17 protein-coding genes are annotated in these 19,685 nt (G+C 68.5%); 16 read left to right on the top strand and 1 reads right to left on the bottom strand.

Translation table 11 applies throughout. From position 1 onward, the window contains the following. Positions 1-5 precede the first annotated feature (5 nt). The 13 genes from priA to QQZ11_RS11770 are packed head-to-tail and all read left to right on the top strand — an operon-like array spanning position 6 to position 14,434. Positions 6-746 carry a bifunctional 1-(5-phosphoribosyl)-5-((5-phosphoribosylamino)methylideneamino)imidazole-4-carboxamide isomerase/phosphoribosylanthranilate isomerase PriA gene (priA, locus tag QQZ11_RS11830; RefSeq protein WP_284550550.1) on the top strand — a complete coding sequence of 247 codons (741 nt, stop codon included), beginning with the start codon at positions 6-8 and terminating at the stop codon, positions 744-746. After that, positions 743-3,103 carry an HAD-IB family hydrolase gene (locus tag QQZ11_RS11825; RefSeq protein ID WP_284550549.1) on the top strand — a complete coding sequence of 787 codons (2,361 nt, stop codon included), beginning with the start codon at positions 743-745 and terminating at the stop codon, positions 3,101-3,103. Before priA ends, QQZ11_RS11825 begins: the two co-directional genes overlap by 4 nt. A 10-nt stretch (positions 3,104-3,113) precedes the next feature. After that, positions 3,114-4,169 (top strand): GNAT family N-acetyltransferase, encoded by a 1,056-nt coding sequence (locus QQZ11_RS11820; protein WP_284550548.1) that lies wholly within the window; start codon positions 3,114-3,116, stop codon positions 4,167-4,169. Beyond that, positions 4,166-4,933, top strand: a complete 768-nt coding sequence (locus QQZ11_RS11815; RefSeq protein WP_022910311.1) for a YebC/PmpR family DNA-binding transcriptional regulator — start codon at positions 4,166-4,168, stop codon at positions 4,931-4,933. The genes QQZ11_RS11820 and QQZ11_RS11815 overlap by 4 nt, the downstream gene beginning before the upstream one ends. 15 nt (positions 4,934-4,948) lie before the next feature. Continuing rightward, on the top strand, positions 4,949-5,524 hold the full coding sequence (gene ruvC, locus QQZ11_RS11810) for a crossover junction endodeoxyribonuclease RuvC (RefSeq protein WP_284550547.1): 576 nt from the start codon (positions 4,949-4,951) through the stop codon (positions 5,522-5,524). Next, positions 5,521-6,129: a Holliday junction branch migration protein RuvA gene (gene ruvA, locus QQZ11_RS11805; protein WP_022910309.1), complete on the top strand. Its 609-nt coding sequence runs from the start codon at positions 5,521-5,523 to the stop codon at positions 6,127-6,129. The genes ruvC and ruvA overlap by 4 nt, the downstream gene beginning before the upstream one ends. After that, positions 6,126-7,157, top strand: coding sequence for a Holliday junction branch migration DNA helicase RuvB (gene ruvB, locus QQZ11_RS11800; RefSeq protein ID WP_022910308.1), 1,032 nt, complete (start codon positions 6,126-6,128; stop codon positions 7,155-7,157). The genes ruvA and ruvB overlap by 4 nt, the downstream gene beginning before the upstream one ends. A gap of 53 nt (positions 7,158-7,210) precedes the next feature. After that, on the top strand, positions 7,211-7,657 hold the full coding sequence (gene yajC / locus QQZ11_RS11795) for a preprotein translocase subunit YajC (RefSeq protein WP_022910307.1): 447 nt from the start codon (positions 7,211-7,213) through the stop codon (positions 7,655-7,657). Positions 7,658-7,661: 4 nt separating this feature from the next. Continuing rightward, a complete protein-coding gene (secD, locus tag QQZ11_RS11790) occupies positions 7,662-9,341 on the top strand; it encodes a protein translocase subunit SecD (protein WP_284550546.1) in 1,680 nt (559 codons plus the stop codon). Position 9,342: 1 nt separating this feature from the next. Next, entirely contained in the window at positions 9,343-10,455 is a 1,113-nt protein-coding gene (gene secF / locus QQZ11_RS11785; protein ID WP_022910305.1) for a protein translocase subunit SecF, read from the top strand. 12 nt (positions 10,456-10,467) lie between these two features. Then, entirely contained in the window at positions 10,468-10,998 is a 531-nt protein-coding gene (locus tag QQZ11_RS11780; protein ID WP_022910304.1) for an adenine phosphoribosyltransferase, read from the top strand. Positions 10,999-11,056: 58 nt separating this feature from the next. Continuing rightward, the gene (locus tag QQZ11_RS11775; RefSeq protein WP_425393310.1) at positions 11,057-12,091 is read left to right on the top strand and encodes a potassium channel family protein; all 1,035 of its coding nucleotides are present in this window, start codon (positions 11,057-11,059) and stop codon (positions 12,089-12,091) included. 39 nt (positions 12,092-12,130) lie between these two features. Next, positions 12,131-14,434 carry a RelA/SpoT family protein gene (locus QQZ11_RS11770; RefSeq protein ID WP_026377993.1) on the top strand — a complete coding sequence of 768 codons (2,304 nt, stop codon included), beginning with the start codon at positions 12,131-12,133 and terminating at the stop codon, positions 14,432-14,434. Positions 14,435-14,452: 18 nt separating this feature from the next. On the opposite strand, the gene QQZ11_RS11765 is transcribed toward QQZ11_RS11770, so the two are convergent. Beyond that, entirely contained in the window at positions 14,453-15,697 is a 1,245-nt protein-coding gene (locus QQZ11_RS11765; protein WP_284550545.1) for a DUF349 domain-containing protein, read from the bottom strand. 82 nt (positions 15,698-15,779) lie between these two features. Between QQZ11_RS11765 and hisS the strand changes: the two genes are divergently transcribed. From hisS to QQZ11_RS11750, 3 genes are all read left to right on the top strand, one after another. Then, positions 15,780-17,126 carry a histidine--tRNA ligase gene (hisS, locus tag QQZ11_RS11760; protein WP_022910300.1) on the top strand — a complete coding sequence of 449 codons (1,347 nt, stop codon included), beginning with the start codon at positions 15,780-15,782 and terminating at the stop codon, positions 17,124-17,126. 77 nt (positions 17,127-17,203) lie between these two features. Then, positions 17,204-19,015 (top strand): aspartate--tRNA ligase, encoded by a 1,812-nt coding sequence (gene aspS, locus QQZ11_RS11755; protein ID WP_284550544.1) that lies wholly within the window; start codon positions 17,204-17,206, stop codon positions 19,013-19,015. Further along, on the top strand, positions 19,008-19,685 hold the full coding sequence (locus QQZ11_RS11750) for a dienelactone hydrolase family protein (protein WP_284550543.1): 678 nt from the start codon (positions 19,008-19,010) through the stop codon (positions 19,683-19,685). Before aspS ends, QQZ11_RS11750 begins: the two co-directional genes overlap by 8 nt.

The following is a 19,685-nucleotide window of genomic DNA, read 5'->3' as shown; positions in this document are numbered from 1 at the left end:
ATGGCGTGACTGATCTTGTACTGCTGCCCGCCGTCGACGTCCAGGGCGGCCAGGCCGTGCAGCTCGTGCAGGGCGTGGCCGGCTCGGAGAAGACGTTCGGGGACCCACTGGCTGCTGCCCTGCGCTGGCAGCGGGCCGGCGCCGAATGGCTGCACCTGGTCGACCTCGACGCGGCCTTCGGACGAGGCTCCAATGCCGAGGTGACCAGCCGGATCGTCGGTGAGCTCGGCATCAAGGTCGAGCTGTCCGGCGGCATCCGCGATGACGCCTCGCTCGAGCGTGCCTTGGCGGCCGGGGCCCGCCGGGTCAACATCGGCACGGCCGCGCTGGAGAATCCGCAGTGGTGCGAGCGGATCATCGGGGAGCACGGCGACCGGGTCGCGATCGGCCTCGACGTGCGTGGTACCCGGCTCGCGGCTCGCGGATGGACCGAGGAGGGCGGCGACCTGCACGAGACGATCGACCGCCTCAACGCCGCGGGGTGTCAGCGCTACGTCGTCACCGATGTCGCCTCGGACGGCATGCTGACCGGCCCCAACCTCGACCTGCTGCGCGACGTCTGTTCGCGCACGGACGCGGCCGTCATCGCCTCCGGCGGGGTGGCCCGACTGAGCGACCTGGCCGGTCTGCGAACCCTGGTCGACGAAGGCGTCGAGGGCGCCATCATCGGCACCGCCCTGTACGTGGGCAACTTCACCCTCGAGGACGCGCTGCGGGTAGCCCGCGGAGAGGAGACTCACCCGTGAGCACCCGACCTGTACGACGCCAGGGCCCCGCCGCGACCTTCGGCGAGTACCACGCGGCCCACCTGCCGCCGCTGCTGGAGGGCCGGTTGCGCGACCTGCTGGCGGGGCAGAAGATCCTGCTCACCGGTGTCACCGGCTTCATCGGCGAGCAGTTGCTCTGGAAGATCCTGACCGAACTGCCCGACACCAAGGTGGCGGTGCTGGTGCGGCGCAAGGGCTCTGTCACCGCTCATGAGCGGGTCGTCAGCCTCGCCCGCAAGAAGATCTTCAAGCCCCTGGTCGAGGCGGCCGGCGGCCCCGAACAACTGGTCGATGATCGCATCGAGGTGATCGAGGGCGACCTGCCGCACGTGCCCGACCTTCCCTGCGACCTCGACGTGCTGATCCACTGCGCTGGGGACGTGTCGTTCGACCCGCCCATCGACGAGGCCTTCAAGACCAACGTGCTGGGCACCCAGGCCCTGATCGGCAAGCTGATCGAGGCCTGCACCGACGAGGACGGCACCCTGCACCGCATTCCGCACTACGTGCACATCTCGACGGCCTACACCGCCGGCCGGCGTCGCGGCGCCATCCCCGAGGAGGCCCACGCCCACGGCGTCGACTACGAGGCGGAGACCAGGCACGCCCTCTCCCTCAAGGAGCACATCGAGACCCAGTCGCGCACCTCGGAGCAGTTGACGGCCCTGCGCAAGCAGGCCGAACGGCAGCACCAGCAGGCGGGCTACCTCACCACGGCCGCCGACACCGAACGTCGTCGAGCCGAATGGGTGAAGCGCAAGCTGGTCGAGGCCGGCACCGAACGGGCCAGGTCATTGGGCTGGACCGACGTCTACACCTTCGCCAAGGCGATGGGCGAACGAGTGGTGGCCGACCTGACGAGCACCATCAAGGTCTCGATCGTTCGTCCCGCCATCGTCGAGTCCTCCTTGGTCGACCCCTTCCCCGGGTGGATCGAGGGATTCAAGATGGCCGATCCGATCATCCTCGCCTACGCCCGCGGCGAACTGCCCGAGTTCCCCGCCTCGCCCGATGCCGTCATCGACATCGTCCCCTGCGACCACGTGGTCAACGCGATCGTCGCCGTCGCTGCGACCGAACCCGAGATCGGACGACCCGAGTACTACCACTCGAACTCCGGCGCCAGGAACCCGCTCACCTTCCGGGGGGTGCACGACATCTGCCGCGCCTACTTCACGGCGCACCCGTTCATCCGCAACGGTGAACCCGTCCCGGCCGTCACCTGGAAGTTCCCCGGAGCCGCACCCATCGAGAAGTACCTGGCGCTGGCCGAACGCGCCCATGCGGTGGGGGAGCGGTTGCTCAGCTTCGCACCCCGCAGCGTGCGCACCCGGGAGGCGGCCATCGCCCTCGACAAGCAGGCCGAGCAGTTGGCCTTCTTCCGCAAGTACTTCAGCCTGTACGGGGAGTACCTGCAGTCGGAACTGCACTTCGTCGACGACAGCACCCTCGCCCTGCACCAGTCGCTGCACCCCGACGACGTCGAGCACTTCAGCTTCGACACCGGACAGATCGACTGGGACCACTACCTGGGCGAGGTGCACATCCCCGCCATCATCAACCCGGTACAGCGACTCGAACTGGCCCGCACCAGACGAGGTGAGCGGTCGAGCACCTACAAGGCGCTCAAGCCCTCCCCGACCCCGGTGCTGGCCGTGTTCGACCTCGACGGCACCGTGATGGCCACCAACGTGGTCGAGACCTACTTGTGGGCCACGCTGCCCGACCTGCCGCTGACCGACCAGGTCAAGGAGGTCGCAAAGGTGGCCTCGCACCTGCCCGCCTACCTTGCCTCGCTGCGGCGCGACCGCGGCAACTTCCTCCGGCAGGTCTACCGGCGCTACGCCGGCATGCCGCTGGACGAACTGAACGCCATCGTCGACACCCGCATGCGGCCCTTCATCATGGATCGACTGGCCCATGACGCACTCACCCGCATCCAGGAGCACCGTGAGGTGGGGCACACCACGGTGCTGCTGACCGGCGCCGTTCGCCCGTTCACCCGGCCCATCGCCGACCTGTTCGACGTGGTGGTGGCGGCCGAACTGTCGACCGACGACCAGGGGGTGTGCACCGGCTTCCTCGACGGCCCCCCGATGGTCGGTGAGACCCGGTCGGCCTGGCTTCGCCAGTACGCCACCCTGCACGGCTACGACCTGGCCAAGAGCTACGCCTATGCCGACTCCCACGTCGACCTGCCGATGCTCACCGCGGTCGGCAATCCCGTCGTGGTCAGCCCCGACGTGGGCCTGTTGAGGGCGGCCCGACAGAACGGCTGGTCGGTCGTGGACTGGCCGGTCAGCGCGGAGCGGCGCCGGTTCCTGCCCCAGAGATGAGCGCCCCCCGGTGAACGCCATCAGTGACCTCATGGTCGAGCCGATGCTGGAGTGGTCACCGCTCACCCTCACCGACGTCGACGAACTCGCCGAGTTGGCCGAGGCCTGCGCCTGGCTCGACGACCCGGTCGACCGTCCCAGCGGCGACCAGTTGCGCGAGGACCTCAGCGACCCCCGCTCCGAGCCGGAACGCAACGGGGTGGTGGGTCGGGACCGTTCGGGGGCGATGCTGGCGGCCGGCTGGCTGCTGGTGCGTCGTGACGACGCCGACCACCCACGCATCTGGCTCAACTGGCTGATTCACCCCCAGGCGCGCCACCGCCAGATCGGCCACCACCTGGTGCGCTGGCTGACCGAACGTGGTTGTGAGTGGGGTCTCGAGGCCGGTGTCGAGTCGCTGTGGCTCGGCTCCTACGTCGACACGAAGCTCACCCTGCGTCGGGACAGCCTCATCGCGGCCGGGTTCACCCCGGAGCGATGGTTCGCCGACATGCACCTGTCCTTCGACGAGGTCGACCCCCACGCCCTGCCCGACGAACTCTGCGACGGCGTCACCATCGTCGGCTTCGACCCCGAGCGCCACACCGAGCAGGTGCGGATCGCGCACAACCTCGCCTTCGCCGACCTGCCCGGCGCCAAGTCGGTGGGTCGCCTCGACTGGGAGAGGTCGCTCAGCGGACCCAGTTCCCGGCCCGAGTGGTCCTTCGTGGCGCTCGAGGACGACCGGGTGGTGGGCTACGCGCTCTCATCGGCCTACCAGCAGGACTGGGACGCCCAGGGGTGGAGCGAGGGCTGGACCGACCGGATCGGGGTCCTGCCCAGTCACCGAGGACGCCGGCTGGGGCAGGCACTGCTCCGGCGGGTGTTGATCAGCTTCGCCGATGCCGGGCTCGAGGGGGCCGGTCTGGGGGTCGACACCGGTGGCGCCGACTCGGCCGAACAGGGCAGTGCGGCAGTGTCGTTGTTCGCCCGTCTGGGCTACCAGGAGGCCGACTCCGTGGTGCTGTACAGCCAACGGTGTGAGTACCATGACGGGGTACTGCGACGCGTAGAAGGGGTCCAATGAGCGGGCATTCCAAGTGGGCGACCACCAAGCACAAGAAGGCTGCGATCGACGCCAAGCGAGGCAAGCTCTTCGCCAAGCTGATCAAGAACGTCGAGGTGGCGGCCCGCATCGGTGGTGGTGACCCCGCTGGCAACCCCACGCTCTACGACGCGATCCAGAAGGCCAAGAAGACCTCCGTCCCCAACGACAACATCGACCGCGCCGTCAAGCGCGGGTCGGGTGCAGACGGTGGCGGCGCGAACTACGACACGATCATGTACGAGGCCTACGGGCCTGCCGGTGTCGCGATCCTGATCGAGTGCCTCACCGACAACCGCAACCGCGCCATCTCGGACGTTCGGGTGGCCGTCACCCGCAACGGCGGCTCGATGGCCGATGGCGGCTCCGTGCAGCGCATCTTCGCCCGAAAGGGTGTCGTGGCCGTGCTGAAGAAGCAGTCCGACCGTGAGGTCGGCGAGGACGACCTGCTCGAGGCGACACTGGACGCCGAGCCCGAGGACGTCGTCGACGAGGGCGAGGCCTTCGAGGTGATCTCCGACCCGTCGGTGATGGTCGAGGTGCGCAAGGCGGTCGAGGCCGCCGGACTCGACTACGAATCGGCCGAGGTCGAGTTCAAGCCCGAGTTCACCCAGACGGTGACCCTGGACGAGGCCCAGAAACTGTTCCGCATCATCGATGCGCTCGAGGACTCCGACGACGTGCAGAACGTCTACTCCAATGTCGAGGTGCCCGAGGATGTCGCGGTAGCCCTCGAGGAGGAATGAGCTAGCGTATCGAACATGTGTTCGGCAATCCGCGTGCTCGGGGTCGACCCCGGTCTGACCCGTTGTGGCGTGGGAGTGGTCGAGGGCGTGGTCGGACGACCGCCCAGCCTGGTCGCCGTGGGAGTGGTGCGCACCCCGGCCGATCTTGACCTCGCCAAGCGGTTGTTGCAGATCGAGCAGGGGATCGAGGAATGGGTCACCACCCATCGTCCCGACGCGGTGGCGGTCGAACGCGTGTTCGCCCAGCACAACCTCAGTTCTGTCACCGGAACCGCCCAGGCCGCCGGCGTGGCGATGTTGGTCGCCGCCCGACACGGCATCCCCGTGGTGCTGCACACACCCAGCGAGGTGAAGGCCGCCATCACCGGTTCCGGCCGGGCGGACAAGACCCAGGTCGGTGTGATGGTCGCGCGGGTGTTGAGACTGACCGAGGCCCCCAAGCCCGCTGATGCCGCCGACGCAGTCGCGCTGGCCATCACCCACCTGTGGCGGGGCAGCGCCACCAACCGGTACGCGGCGCTGGTCGCCGAACACAGCGCCAGGACCACCGCCACCCACCGGAGCAGGACACCGAACAGGAGCAGGTCATGATCAACCAAGTGCGGGGCACCTGCCTCGAGGCGGGCGCCACCTGGGTGGTGGTCGACCTGGGTGGATTCGGGGTGAAGGCCCTGTGCACCCCGGCCACCTCGGCGGCCGCCCGACCGGGACACTCCCTGCACCTGCACACCTCGCTCGTGGTCCGTGAGGACTCGCTCACCCTCTACGGCTTTGCCGAGGCCATGGAACGTGACGCCTTCGAGCTGGTGCAGACCGCCTCGGGGGTGGGTCCGAAGCTCGCGCTGGCCGTCGTCTCGGTGGTGGCCCCGGCCGACTTCGTCCGCGCCGTGCAGCAGGGCGACCTGGCCAGGCTGACCTCGGTGCCCGGGATCGGCGCCAAGGGAGCCCAGAAGATGGTGATCGAACTCAAGGACAAGGTCGCCCAGTTGGGTCTCACCCCCGGTCCCCAGCCGGATCGGGCCCCCAGCGGGGACGAGGCCTGGCGCGACCAGGTCTCGAGCGGTCTGCAAGGTCTGGGCTGGAGCAGCAAGGACGCCGACGCGGCATGCGAGAAGGTTGCCCCGCTGGTCTCGGACGACCCGACGATCGGTGTCGGCCAGCTGATGAGGGCCGCCCTGCGGAGCCTTGCCCGATGAGCGCCGTCGATCCCCTGGTCGATCCGGCGGAACTGGCATCGGAGGCTGCCCTCCGTCCGACGACGTTGGCGGAGTTCGGCGGCCAGCCCCGGGTGAGTGACCAGTTGGGGCTGGTGCTCGACGCCGCCAAGCACCGCGGCACCGTGCCCGACCACGTGCTGCTGTCCGGGCCTCCCGGGCTGGGCAAGACCACCCTCGCCATGATCATCGCCGCAGAGATGGCGACGCCCATCCGCATCTCGTCGGGCCCGGCCATCCAGCACGCGGGTGACCTCGCCGCCATCCTGTCTGGGCTGGTCGAGGGCGAGGTGCTCTTCCTCGACGAGATCCACCGGCTGGCGCGGCCCGCCGAGGAGATGCTCTACCTGGCCATGGAGGACTTCCGCGTCGACGTGGTCGTGGGCAAGGGACCCGGCGCGACCGCCATCCCCATCGACATCCCACCGTTCACCCTGGTGGGGGCCACCACCCGTGCGGGGATGCTGCCGGGGCCGCTCCGCGACCGGTTCGGGTTCACCGCGAGCCTCGACTTCTACGACACCGATGCTCTGGCCGTGATCGTCGCCCGCTCCGCGGCCATGCTCGGGCTCCGGCTCGACGACGCGTCGGCCGCCGAGATCGCCGGACGGTCCCGGGGCACCCCCCGCATCGCGAACCGCCTGCTGCGGCGGGTGAGGGACTTCTCCCAGGTACGCCACGCCGGCCGGATCACCCATCAGACCGTCGACCTGGCCCTGCGGCTCTACGAGGTCGACGAGATCGGTCTGGACCGGCTCGACCGGGCGGTGCTGCAGGCCATCTGCGGCAAGTTCAACGGCGGCCCGGTCGGCCTGTCGACACTCGCCATCAGCGTCGGTGAGGAGACCGAGACCGTCGAGGACGTGGCCGAGCCCTACCTCGTGCGCCAGGGCTTCCTGATGCGCACACCCCGGGGGCGGGTCGCCACCCCTGCGGCGTGGGAACACCTGGGGCTCACCCCTCCCCAGAACCCGACACGGCAGGTCGAACCCGACCTGTTCGGAGCCTGACAGGACTGCCGGTAGGCTTGCCGGGTCATCGTTCCCGGACGAAAGAAATCATCGTGCAACCGCTGCTCGCCGGCCAAGGCCTGTCCACCATCATCATGCTGGTTGGCCTGGTCGCCGTCTTCTACCTCCTGTTGATCCGCCCCATGCGCAAGCAGGCCGCCGAGCATGCGAAGAAGCAGCAGGCGCTGCGCGACTCGCTGGCCCCGGGCGTCCGCGTCCAGCTGGCCGGCGGACTCTTCGGCACCATCAAGCACCTCGGTGAGAAGCAGGCCGTCGTCGAACTGGCACCCGGTGTCGAGGTGACCGCCATGAAGGACGCGATCATCAAGGCCGTCGACGCCAGCGAGGAGGAGTTCGAGTACGACGACGACTCCCACCCCGACGACGAGGGCGAGCTGGACGACCAGACAGAACTGGCCGGCGAGGCCGAGCAGACGGGCGACGAGCAGCACCTCGACGAGCTCGATCCGCCGGCCCAGCCGGGAGAGCAGCGGGTCTGACCCGATGGCGACCACGAGTCCTCATCGTCCGCATCCCGCGCGGACACTCGCCATCTTCCTGCTGGTCTGCTGTGGCCTGGTCGGCCTGATGGCCGTCGCCAAGCAGTGGACGCCGCGTCTGGGTCTCGACCTGCGCGGTGGCACCACCATCACCCTGACGGCCCGCAACTCCACGGGATCCGGCTCGGTGTCCGCCGACAGCCTCGAGCAGGCCCGCACGATCATCCAGCAGCGGGTCGACTCCCTGGGCGTGGGGGAGTCCGAGGTGACCACCGAGGGTGGCACCAACATCGTGGTCAGCGTGCCCAACGCCAACCGCGACGAACTCGTCTCACTCGTGGGCCAGACGGCCCAGCTGAGTTTCCGCATGGTCAACGAGGTCGGCCAGTCCACCCCGGCCGACCCGGCCACCGCATCGCCGTCGGCGAGCCCCAGCGGATCGTCCAGTGCCTCCGCCTCCGCCAAGCCGTCGGCTCCCGGGATGCCGACCCCGGCGGCGACGCCCACGCCGGTCGCTCCTGGACTGCCCACCGCTCCCGCGCCCGAGCCGACCCCTCGCCCCACGGCCCCGGGCAAGCAGACGCGGACGGTCGAGCAGTTGCTGGCGTGGCAGCCCAGCGCCCAGGACACCACCGAGTTCCAGACCTGGCAGTGCGGTGACCCGTTCCCCGACGTCGCCGACCAGCCTCTGTTCGCCTGCGACGCCTACGGGCAGAAGTACCTGCTCGGCCCGGTCGTGATCCCCGGCACCCAGGTCAACGACGCGGCCTCCGGCATCCCGCAGCAGGGGGTCGGCTACGTGGTCACCCTCGATTTCAACGGTGCCGGCACCAGCGCCTTCACCAAGTCGACGACCTACCTCGCCCAGCAGGCCTCACCCAAGAACCAGTTCGCCATCGTGCTCGACCAGCGGGTCATCTCGGCCCCCAGCGTCTCGTCGCCGATCCCCGGTGGGAAGGCCGAGATCTCGGGTCAGTTCACCGCGGCATCCTCGGCGGAGTTGGCCAACGTGCTCAAGTACGGCGCCCTGCCGCTGGCCTTCGACATCTCGTCGGTGGAGAACATCTCCGCGACCCTGGGTGGTGACCAGTTGCACGCCGGACTGATCGCCGGTGCGATCGGCCTGGCGCTGGTGCTGGTCTACTCGATGATCTACTACCGGGCCCTCAGCATCGTGGTCGTCGGCACCCTGGTCGTGGCCGGTGGCCTGACCTACACCTGCATGGTGCTGCTGGGCGCCGGACTCGGGCTGGCCCTCAACCTGCCCGGCATCGCGGGCGCCATCGTCGCCATCGGGGTGACCGCCGACTCGTTCATCATCTACTTCGAACGCATCCGCGACGAGGTGCGTGACGGACGAGCCCTGCGATCGGCGATCGAGTCGGGCTGGACGAAGGCCCGCGGCACCGTCGTGATCGCCGACATCGTCTCGTTGTTGAGCGCCACCGTGCTGTTCGTGCTCGCGATCGGGTCGGTGAAGGGCTTCGCGTTCACCCTGGGGCTGACCACGCTGATCGACCTGGCCATCGTGTTCTTCTTCACCAAGCCCCTGATGACCCTGCTCGGACGAACCAGGTACTTCGGTCAGGGCGGCCGTTTCTCCGGCCTGGACCCCAACCACATGGGGGTCACCCGGGAATCACTGCTGGGTCGGCGCACCCGACGCATTCGCAAGGAGGCCTGACATGGCAGACGCGGAACACAAGCACCACTCCTTCGCCCACAAGCTCTACACCGGCGAGATCAGCTATGACTTCGTCGGCAAGCGCAAGGTGTTCTACGCCATCTCGGCCGCGCTGGTGATCATCTCTCTGCTGGGGCTCGGCATCCGCGGTCTCAACCTCGGCATCGAGTTCACCGGTGGGTCCAGCTTCCAGGTTCCGACGGCTCAGGCGGCCAGCAAGATCGACCGCGCCCGCGAAGTGGTGCAGAACTCGGGCGTCCCCGACCTCGACTCCGTGACGACGGTTGCCGTCGGCGACTCCCAGGTGCGCGTGCAGATGCGCAGCCTCGAGACCGCCGAGGTGACCACGGTGCGGCAGGCCCTCGCCAGTGAGTTCAAGGTCAAGGAGGTCGACATCGCCTACTCCCTGATCGGCAAGTCCTGGGGCAAGCAGATCACCCAGAAGGGCATCATCGCCCTGGTCGTGTTCGTCGGACTGGTCATGCTGCTGATCTGGGGCTACTTCCGCGACTGGAAGATGTCGGTGGCCGCCATCGTCGCGCTCGGCCACGACCTCGTCCTCACCGTCGGCGCCTACGCCCTGTTGGGCTTCGCGGTGACCCCGGCGACCCTGATCGGCGTGCTGACCATCCTCGGTTACTCGTTGTACGACACCGTCGTGGTCTTCGACAAGGTGCGCGAGAACGTCAGGGGGCTGCGGTCCGGTGACCGCACCTACGCCGAGGCGGCGAACCACGCCGTCAACCAGGTGCTCGTCCGTTCCGTGAACACGACCATCATCGGTGTTCTGCCCGTGGCGGCGCTGTTGGTGGGCGGCTTGTTCTTCCTGGGCACCGGACCGCTGCTCGACCTGGGCCTCGCCCTGTTCGTCGGCATGGTGGCCGGCGCCTACTCGTCCATCTTCATCGCGGCCCCGTTGCTGGCGCAGATGCGGGAGGCCGAGCCCGAGATGGCCGAGCACCGCGCCTCCCTCGTGCGGCGCCGGCAGCGCCATCGGGAGCAGGCCGATCGGCCCGAGACCACGGCGGCTGCCGCCCTCGCAACGACCCCGAACGCGGGTGGTGGGGTGCGTGTCCAGCCGTCCCGCAGCACCCGCAGCCACCGCAAGCGCTGACAAGGAACTCCGATGGCAGATGTTGAGCTGATCTCGTCGCTGGTGCGTGACGTACCCGACTTCCCGAACCCCGGCGTGATGTTCAAGGACATCACCCCGCTGATCGCCTCACCCCGCGGGTTCTGCGAGGCGGTCAAGGCGATGGTCGAGTCCTCTCCCCGCGACATCGACGTGGTGGTGGGCATGGAGGCGCGGGGGTTCATCTTCGCCGCCCCCGTCGCCCTCGCCCTGGGTGTGGGGTTCGTGCCCGTCCGCAAGCCGGGCAAGCTCCCGGGCAAGACGTTCACCGAGACCTTCGCCCTCGAGTACGGCCAGGACTCGCTGGCGGTGCACCAGGACGCCATCCCGCACGGTGGGCGAGCCCTCGTGATCGACGACGTGTTGGCCACCGGGGGGACGATCTCCGCGACCGCCGGCCTGCTCAAGCAGTTGGGGGCAGAGTTGGTGCACGTGACAGTGTTGATGGAACTGGGCTTCCTCGACGGGCGCGCCAGGCTGATGTCGGAGGGCATCGACTCCTGCGCCGCCGTGCTGCAGGCCTGAGTCGGTGGCGGCCATGGCGACGTTGCGGGCGGGTGGCAAGGGCTGGCGCGACCAGATCATGGTCAGCCTGCCCCGGCCCACCTCGAGCAGCCCCTGGGTCGAACTGGGCAAGCGGCTCGGGGCGGCCTTGCTGCTGCTGATGGCCTCGACCCTGATCGTCTGGTTCGACCGCGGCTCCTACGTCGACAACACCGGTGGTGACGGGATCAGCCTGATCGACGCCATCTACTACTCGACGGTCACCATCACCACCACCGGTTACGGTGACATCACCCCGCTCGCCACCCACGCCCGCCTCATCAACGCCCTCGTGGTCACCCCGCTGCGCATCGGCTTCCTCGTGTTGTTGGTCGGCACCACCCTGCAGGTGCTCGCCAACGAGGGCCGCCGCGGCATGCTCGACAGTTCGTGGAGGAAACGCATGCGCAACCACACCGTGGTCATCGGTTACGGCACCAAGGGACGCAGCGCCATCAACGCGTTGCGCCGCAATGACGTGCCCCTTGACCGGATCGTGGTCATCGACGCGGACGAGACCGCCGTCAACGACGCCAACCTCGATGGGCTGGCCGCGTTCACCGGCGACGCCAGCCGCCGTTCGTTGCTGCGCCGTGCCGAGATCTCGAAGGCCCGCGAGGTGATCATCACCCTCAACCGTGACGATGCCGCCATCCTCACGACCCTGACCGTGCGCCAGCTGAACCCTCGCGCACACATCGTGGTCTCGGTGCGCGAACACGAGAACGTGCCGCTGCTGCGCCAGTCCGGCGCCGACATGGTCGTCACCAGTTCCGATGCCGTCGGACGCCTGATGGGCCTGTCGTCGGTCAACCCCTACGTCGGCAACATCATCGAGGACCTGCTCTCCCACGGTGAGGGCCTCGAGGTGGTGCAACGGCCCGTCAAGCAGGACGAGGTGGGCCTCAGCCCCCGCCAGGTCAGCGACGACCGGGTGCTGGGGGTCGTCCGCAACCGCACCCTGCGACGGTTCTACGACTCCACCGTCGACCGGCTGCAACTCGGCGACGAACTCATCGTCGTCCGCAAGTCGGAGGGCGGTGCCGTGCTGGCGCCGAGCGAGGCTGACGACTAGCCGGGTACAGTTGGCCTGCGACCGCGGAAGGAGGCTGTGATGGCTGAATCTCCTGCCGCCCTGCGGCCAGTACCCGAACCCGAACCCGAGTCCCCGGCAACGGCGCGATTCACGTCCGGCCCCGAACAGCCACGGCTGCGGATGCGCCAACGCCTGGCCCGTCTCGGTGCGGTCAAGAGTCCGCAGTCGGCAGTGCTCGACCCCCTGTTCAAGGTCGTGCGGGCCAACCACCCCAAGGCCGACCTGCAACTGCTCGAGCGGGCCTACCACACCGCCGAGCACTACCACCGGGGCCAGTTGCGCAAGTCGGGCGACGCCTACATCACCCATCCACTGGCGGTCACCTCGATCCTGGCCGAACTGGGCATGACCGAACCCACCCTCGTGGCAGCGTTGCTGCACGACACGGTCGAGGACACCAGCTACACCATGGAGCAGCTCACCGCCGACTTCGGCGAGGAGGTGGCCGGGCTGGTCGACGGTGTGACCAAGCTCGACAAGGTGCAGTACGGCGACTCGGCCAAGGCCGAGACGCTGCGCAAGATGGTGATCGCGATGAGCCGCGACATCAGGGTGCTGGTGATCAAGCTCGCCGACCGTCTGCACAACATGCGCACCCTGGGCTTCCTTCGCCCCGACAAGCAGAACCGGATCGCCAAGGAGACCCTCGAGATCTTCGCCCCACTGGCACACCGACTCGGCATGAACGCCGTCAAGTGGGAGCTGGAGGACCTGGCCTTCTCGACCATGCAACCCAAGGTCTACGACGAGATCGTCCGCCTCGTGGCCGAGAGTGCACCCCAACGCGATCGCGCCCTGCGCGAGGTGATCGCCACGGTCGAGGACGACCTGGCTGCGGCAGGCATCAAGGCCAGCGTCTACGGTCGTCCGAAGCACTACTACTCGATCTACCAGAAGATGGTGGTGCGCGGTCGCGAGTTCTCCGAGATCTACGACCTGATCGGGCTGCGCATCCTGGTCGACAGCAACCGCGACTGCTACTCCGCCCTCGGCGTGATGCACGTGCGCTGGAACCCGCTGCCCGGCCGGTTCAAGGACTACATCGCGATGCCGAAGTACAACATGTACCAGTCCCTCCACACGACGGTGCTGGGCCCCGGCGGCAAGCCCGTGGAGCTGCAGATCCGCACCCACGAGATGCACCGGCGGGCCGAGCTGGGTGTGGCCGCCCACTGGAAGTACAAGCAGGGCAGCAACGACTCGGCCGAGGCCACCGACCTGGCCTGGGTGCACTCGCTCAACCAGTGGAGCCACGAGGCCGACGACCCCGGCGAGTTCCTCGACTCGCTGAGGTTCGAGATCCAGTCGAGCGAGGTCTATGTCTTCACGCCCAAGGGTGACGTGGTGGCACTGCCCACCGACTCCACCCCCGTCGACTTCGCCTACTCGGTGCACACCGAGGTGGGCAACCGATGCATCGGTGCTCGGGTCAACCAGCGACTGGTGCCGCTGGACACCAAGCTGGCCAATGGTGACGTGGTGGAGGTGCTCACCTCGAAGAACGAGCACGCCGGTCCCTCGCGCGACTGGCTCGCCTTCGTCGCCAGCCCGAGGGCTCGCCAGAAGATCAAGCAGCACTTCACCCGTGAGCGCCGCGAGGAGTCGGCCGACAAGGGCAAGGACCTGCTCGCCAAGCAACTGCGCAAGTCGGGGGTGCCGCTGCAGCGGCTGCTCACCCTCGAACACCTGACGGCCGTGGCCGACGACCTGCGGCTGTCGGACGTCAACGCCCTCTACACCGCCATCGGTGACGGTTCGGTGGGCACCCAGCACGTGGTCGAGCTGTTGCTGCGCACCGAGGGTGGGGTCGAGAACGCCCGCGAGGAGTCCTTCGAGGACCGGCCGTTGCCGATCAACCTCTCGCGCCGGACCTCCGAGTCGGGGGTGATCGTCGCCGGCGACCCCGACGTCTACGTCAAGCTGGCCAAGTGCTGCCTGCCGCTACCGGGCGACGACATCATCGGGTTCGTCACCCGCGGCGACGGGGTGTCGGTGCACCGGCGGGACTGCACCAACGCCGACAACCTGCTGAACACCCCCGAGCGCATCCTCGACGTCACCTGGGCACAGAACGCCCAGCAGGGCTACCTGGTGGCCATCCAGATCGAGGGGCTCGACCGGGCGGGTCTGCTCTCGGACGTCAGCCGCACCCTGGCCGAGCAGCACGTCAACATCTTGTCGATCAACATGAACCAGACCAAGGACCGGCTGTTCAAGTTCCGCATGACCTTCGAGTCGGCAGACCCCCGGCACCTCGACCACCTGTTGAAGGCGATCCGGCGGGTACCGGGGGTCTACGACACGTTCCGGGTCAGGCAGTGAGCCTCCGGTGGTTGGGCCTCAGGCGGTGAACTCGTCCAGCGCCTTCTGGGCCTGTTCGCGCCACGAGGTGTAGGTGGCGATGGAGGCGTCCGCCTCCTTCGCGGCCTTGCTGTTGCCCGACTGCTCGGCGCTGTCGCGCTGGGCGGTCAGCTTGTCGATCTGCGCGGTGAACATGTCGACCGTGTCCTGCGCGCGCTGACGGGCCTCGGGATCGGTGCGACGCCACTGTTCCGCCTCCGCGTTCCTGACGGCCTGGTCGAGCTTGCGCACCCGGTCGTCGAGGGTGCGGATGGCATCACGCGGCACCTTGCCCAGTTCGTTGAACTTGGCGAGGAAGTCGCGGTAGGCGGCCTTGCCGGCCTCCGCATCGGTCACCGGCAGGATGCTGGCCTCGGCCTGGTCGAGCAGGGCCTCCTTGGCCTTCTGGTTCTCGGTGAACTCGGCGTTCTGCTCGTCCAGCACCGCGTTGCGGCGCCCGAAGAACTCGTCCTGGATGGCCCGGAACCGGGCCCACAACTTGTCGTCGACGCCCCGGGGGGCCGAACCGGCCGCCTTCCACCGGTTCATCAGGTCGCGGAACCCGGCCGCGCCAACACCGAAGTCCTCGGTCTTGGCCAGCTCCTCCGACTCGGCGATGATCTGTTCCTTGGCCTGCTGGGCCGTGGAGCGGGCCGCGTTGCGCTCGGCGAACTGGGCCTTGCGGCGGCGGGTGTAGGTGGTGCGGGCCGACGAGAAGCGGTGCCACAGGTCGTCGTCGGTGGCCTTGTCGATGCGGGGGAGCGCCTTCCACTCCTCGAGCAGGGTGCGGAAGCGATTGACCCCGTCTCGCCAGTCATTGCCGGCCGCGAGCTTCTCGGCCTCGGTGACCATGCCCTCCTTGGCCTGCTTCGTGCGGGCGTGCGCCTCGGCCCGTTCCGCGCGCTTGGCCTCCTGCTTGGCGGCGAGCGTCGGCGCCAGAGCCTGCAGGCGGGCCAGCAGACCGTCGAGGTCGCCGACCGCATTGGCCTCACCGATCTGCGTGGTCAACGCGTCCACCTTCTTGCGTGCCTCGTCGCCGCCCAGCGCTCCGGAACCTATGCGCGCCTCGGCCAGGCTCACCTCGGTCTCGAGCGCCAGGAAGCGACGCACGAAGAACTCCAGGGCTTCGGCGGGCGGAACATCGGGCACCTGGCCGACTCGTCGCTCGCCTGCGGACGTGGTGACGAAGACCGTGCCATCTTCTTCGACTCGGCCGAAGCTGGCAGGACCTGTGGATTCGCTCATGGGTCCATCTTGCCCGATAGGCTGGTCGGCGCGCTCACCCCTTCCGCCCCCCACCCCTTCCGCCCTGAGGAAAGATCACGCTGTGGCTCGTCCCCAACCGCTCTCCGGATTCCCCGAGTACCTGCCGGCACAGTCGGCCGTCGAGCAACAGCTGATCACGCTCCTGCGGGAGACCTTCGAGTTGCACGGGTTCGGCCGGATCGAGACCCGGGCGGTCGAGCCGCTGGAGCAGTTGAACCGCAAGGGTGAGATCACCAAGGAGGTGTACACGGTCAAGCGGCTGCACGCGGCCGCCGACGACACCGCGGAACTGGGTCTGCACTTCGACCTGACCGTACCCTTCGCGCGCTACGTGCTCGAGAACGCTGGCCACCTGGTCTTCCCCTTCCGCCGCCACCAGATCCAGAAGGTGTGGCGGGGGGAACGACCGCAGGAGGGTCGCTACCGCGAGTTCTGCCAGGCCGACATCGACGTCGTCGGCCAGGACACCCTCGCCGCCCACCACGACTCCGAGGTGGTGCTGGTCGCGCTCGAGGCCTTCGAGAAGATGCACACCCAGTTGAACCTGCCCCCGGTGCTGATGAGGGTGAACAACCGCAAGCTCGCCCAGGGGTTCTACGACGGGCTGGGAGTGGTCGACGCGCTGGCCGTCATCCAGCGGGTCGACAAGATCCACAAGATCGGACGCGACGGGGTCGCCACCCTGCTGGCCGACGAGTGTGGGCTCACCCCCGACCAGATCGAACCGGTGCTGGCCCTGGCCGCCATCCGTTCGGAGGACTCCTCGTTCGTCGACCGCGTGCTCTCGCTGGTGGCCGACCACCCCGAACTCGACAACGACCTGCTGCGCACCGGGCTGGACGAGCTCTCCGCACTGATCGCGCTGGTCGCCCGTCACTTCCCGGGACGAGCGGTGGCCGACCTGTCCATCGCCCGCGGCCTCGACTACTACACCGGTGCCGTCTTCGAGATCGAACTGGTCGGCTACGAGTCGCTGGGCACCATCTCGGCCGGCGGCCGTTACGACGCGCTCGCCAGTGACGGCAAGCGCACCTTCCCGGGTGTCGGCATCTCGGTGGGGGTGACCCGCATCCTGGCGCCGCTGCTGGGCCGGGGTGTGCTGACGGCGAACCGTTCGGTGCCCAGTTGCGTCCTGGTCGCTGTCGACAGCGAGGACGACCGAACCGTCGCCGTCGAGGTCGCCACCGCGCTACGGTCCCGCGGCATCCCCTGTGAGGTGGCACCCAAGGCTGACAAGTTCGGGCGCCAGATCAGGCATGCAGACCGACGGGGGATCCCCTATGTCTGGTTCGGTGGTGCGAACGGTCAGGTGAAGGACATCCGTTCGGGCGACCAGGTCGACGCCTCCGCCGCGGAATGGCAGCCACCGAGCGAGGATCTTTTCCCGCGCGTCATCCACCCTGCCTGACCTAGGCTTGGCCCGGGCCTCCAGCCACACACGCGGGCGCACTGTCGATGCGCACGCAACAACGGAAAAGGACAACCATGCTCAGAACCCATGAAGCAGGCACGCTCCGCGCGGAACACGCCGGACGGACCGTCACCCTCACCGGGTGGGTGGCCAAGCGCCGCGACCACGGTGGGGTCGCCTTCATCGACCTGCGCGACGCCTCCGGCATCGCCCAGGTCGTCGTCCGTGACGAGATCCTCGAGTCGTCGGGGGCCCACGACCTGCGCAACGAGTTCTGCATCAAGGTGACCGGTGTGGTCGAGGCCCGGCCCGAGGGCAACGCCAACCCCGACCTGCCCACCGGTGAGATCGAGGTCGCGATCACCGACCTCGAGGTGCTCAACGCTGCCGCGCCGCTGCCCTTCCAGATCGACCAGCGGGTCACCGTGGGTGAGGACGCCCGCCTGAAGTACCGCTACCTCGACCTGCGTCGGCCGCGGCAGGCCGAGGCGATCCGGTTGCGCTCCAAGGTGACCCGGGCCATCCGGGAGGTGCTCGACGAGCGGGAGTTCGTCGACGTCGAGACCCCCACCCTGACCCGTTCGACCCCCGAGGGCGCTCGTGACTTCCTCGTGCCGGCCCGGCTGCACCCCGGCAGTTGGTACGCGCTGCCGCAGAGCCCCCAACTGTTCAAGCAGTTGTTGATGGTCGCGGGCCTCGAGCGCTACTACCAGATCGCGCGTTGCTACCGCGACGAGGACTTCCGCGCCGACCGCCAGCCCGAGTTCACCCAACTCGACATCGAGATGAGCTTCGTCGACCAGGACGATGTCATGGAACTGGCCGAATCGGTGATGGCCAACTGCTGGAAGCTGATCGGTGTCGACCTGCCCTCGCCGTTGCCGCGGATCACCTGGCACGAGGCGATGGACTCCTACGGCTCCGACAAGCCCGACCTGCGCTTCGACCTGAAACTGACCGAGGTCACCGACTTCTTCTCCGACACCCCGTTCCGCGTGTTCCAGGCCCCCTACGTCGGTGCCGTGGTGATGCCCGGCGGCGCCGACCAGCCCCGCCGGCAGTTCGATGCCTGGCAGGAGTGGGCCAAGCAGCGCGGTGCCCGCGGCCTCGCCTACATCACCATCTCGTCCGAGGGTGAGTTGGGTGGCCCGGTCTCGAAGAACATCTCCGAGGCCGAGCGGGCAGGCATCGCCGAGCGGGTGGGGGCGAAGCCCGGTGACTGCATCTTCTTCGGCGCGGGGGCCCGCGAGACCACCCAGGAACTGCTGGGTGCGGCCCGTCTCGAGATCGGACGCCGCTGCGGCCTGATCGACGAGAGCGCCTGGAGCTTCCTGTGGGTGGTCGACGCCCCGCTGTTCAAGTCGACCTCCGACGCCGTCGCCTCGGGTGACGTCGCCCTCGGTCGTGGCTCCTGGACGGCCGTGCACCACGCCTTCACCTCGCCTCGTCCGGAGTCCATGGAGACCTTCGACACCGATCCGGGTTCGGCGTTGAGCTACGGCTACGACTTCGTCTGCAACGGCAACGAGGTCGGTGGCGGGTCGATCCGTATCCATCGCCGCGACGTGCAGGAGCGCGTCTTCAAGGTGATGGGCCTCTCGCCCGAGGAGTCACAGGAGAAGTTCGGCTTCCTGCTCGACGCCTTCCAGTTCGGCGCGCCCCCGCACGGCGGCATCGCATTCGGCCTCGACCGGCTGGTCATGCTGCTGGGCGGTTTCGACACCATCCGCGACGTGATCGCCTTCCCGAAGTCCGGTGGCGGTTTCGACCCGCTCACCCAGGCACCTGCGCCGATCACGGCCCAGCAGCGCAAGGAGGCGGGCGTCGACGCCCGACCGGAGAAGAAGGATGCGCCGGAGAAGAAGGTCGAGAAGCTCGATGCCTGAGGCCACCGTCCCGATCGAACTGGTGGAGTCACCCGAGGGGTCGGGTGCGGCCATCGTGTTGGTGCACGAGATCTTCGGACGCTCGCAGTACATGCGCACTCGCGCCCGTGACCTGGCGGCCCTCGGCTACACCGTCGCCCTGCCGCAGCTGTACTGGCGCATCGGCGCTGACGCAGTCGACGAGAACGGCGACGACTCGCTGGAGCGCGGTGTCGCCCTGATGCAGCAGGTCGACTGGCAGCAGGCGGTCGACGACGTGCGGCTGGTCATCGCCTCCCTGCGCCGTGAACCTCGCACCGGCGGCCGGGTGGCCCTGGTCGGCTTCTGCTTCGGTGGTGGCCTGGCCTACGCAGCCCTGCAGGGGGCGGCCGACGGTGAGCGAGCCGACGCCCTGGTGAGCTACTACGGGTCTGCGCTGCCGAACCTGGTCGACGGCGAAGCGGTGACAGTACCGAGCCTGCACCACTTCGGCGACGCCGACGCCTACCTGACCACCGACGCGGTGGAGAACATCTGCGAGGTGGTGCAGCACAACGGCGCCGAGGTGAAGCTGTGGCAGGGCGCCGGTCACGCCTTTGACAACCCCGCCCCGCAGTTCCACCACGCCCAGGCCTCCGACGCTGCCTGGGAGGCAACCGTGGAGTGGTTGCGCACCCACTACCCGGCCTGA

It is taken from the genome of Aestuariimicrobium sp. T2.26MG-19.2B (genome assembly GCF_950101875.1).
In the GTDB taxonomy this organism is placed as follows: Bacteria; Actinomycetota; Actinomycetes; order Propionibacteriales; family Propionibacteriaceae; genus Aestuariimicrobium; species Aestuariimicrobium kwangyangense.
Note: the sequence above shows the minus strand (reverse complement) of the source record. Positions and strands in the feature narration are given on the sequence as shown.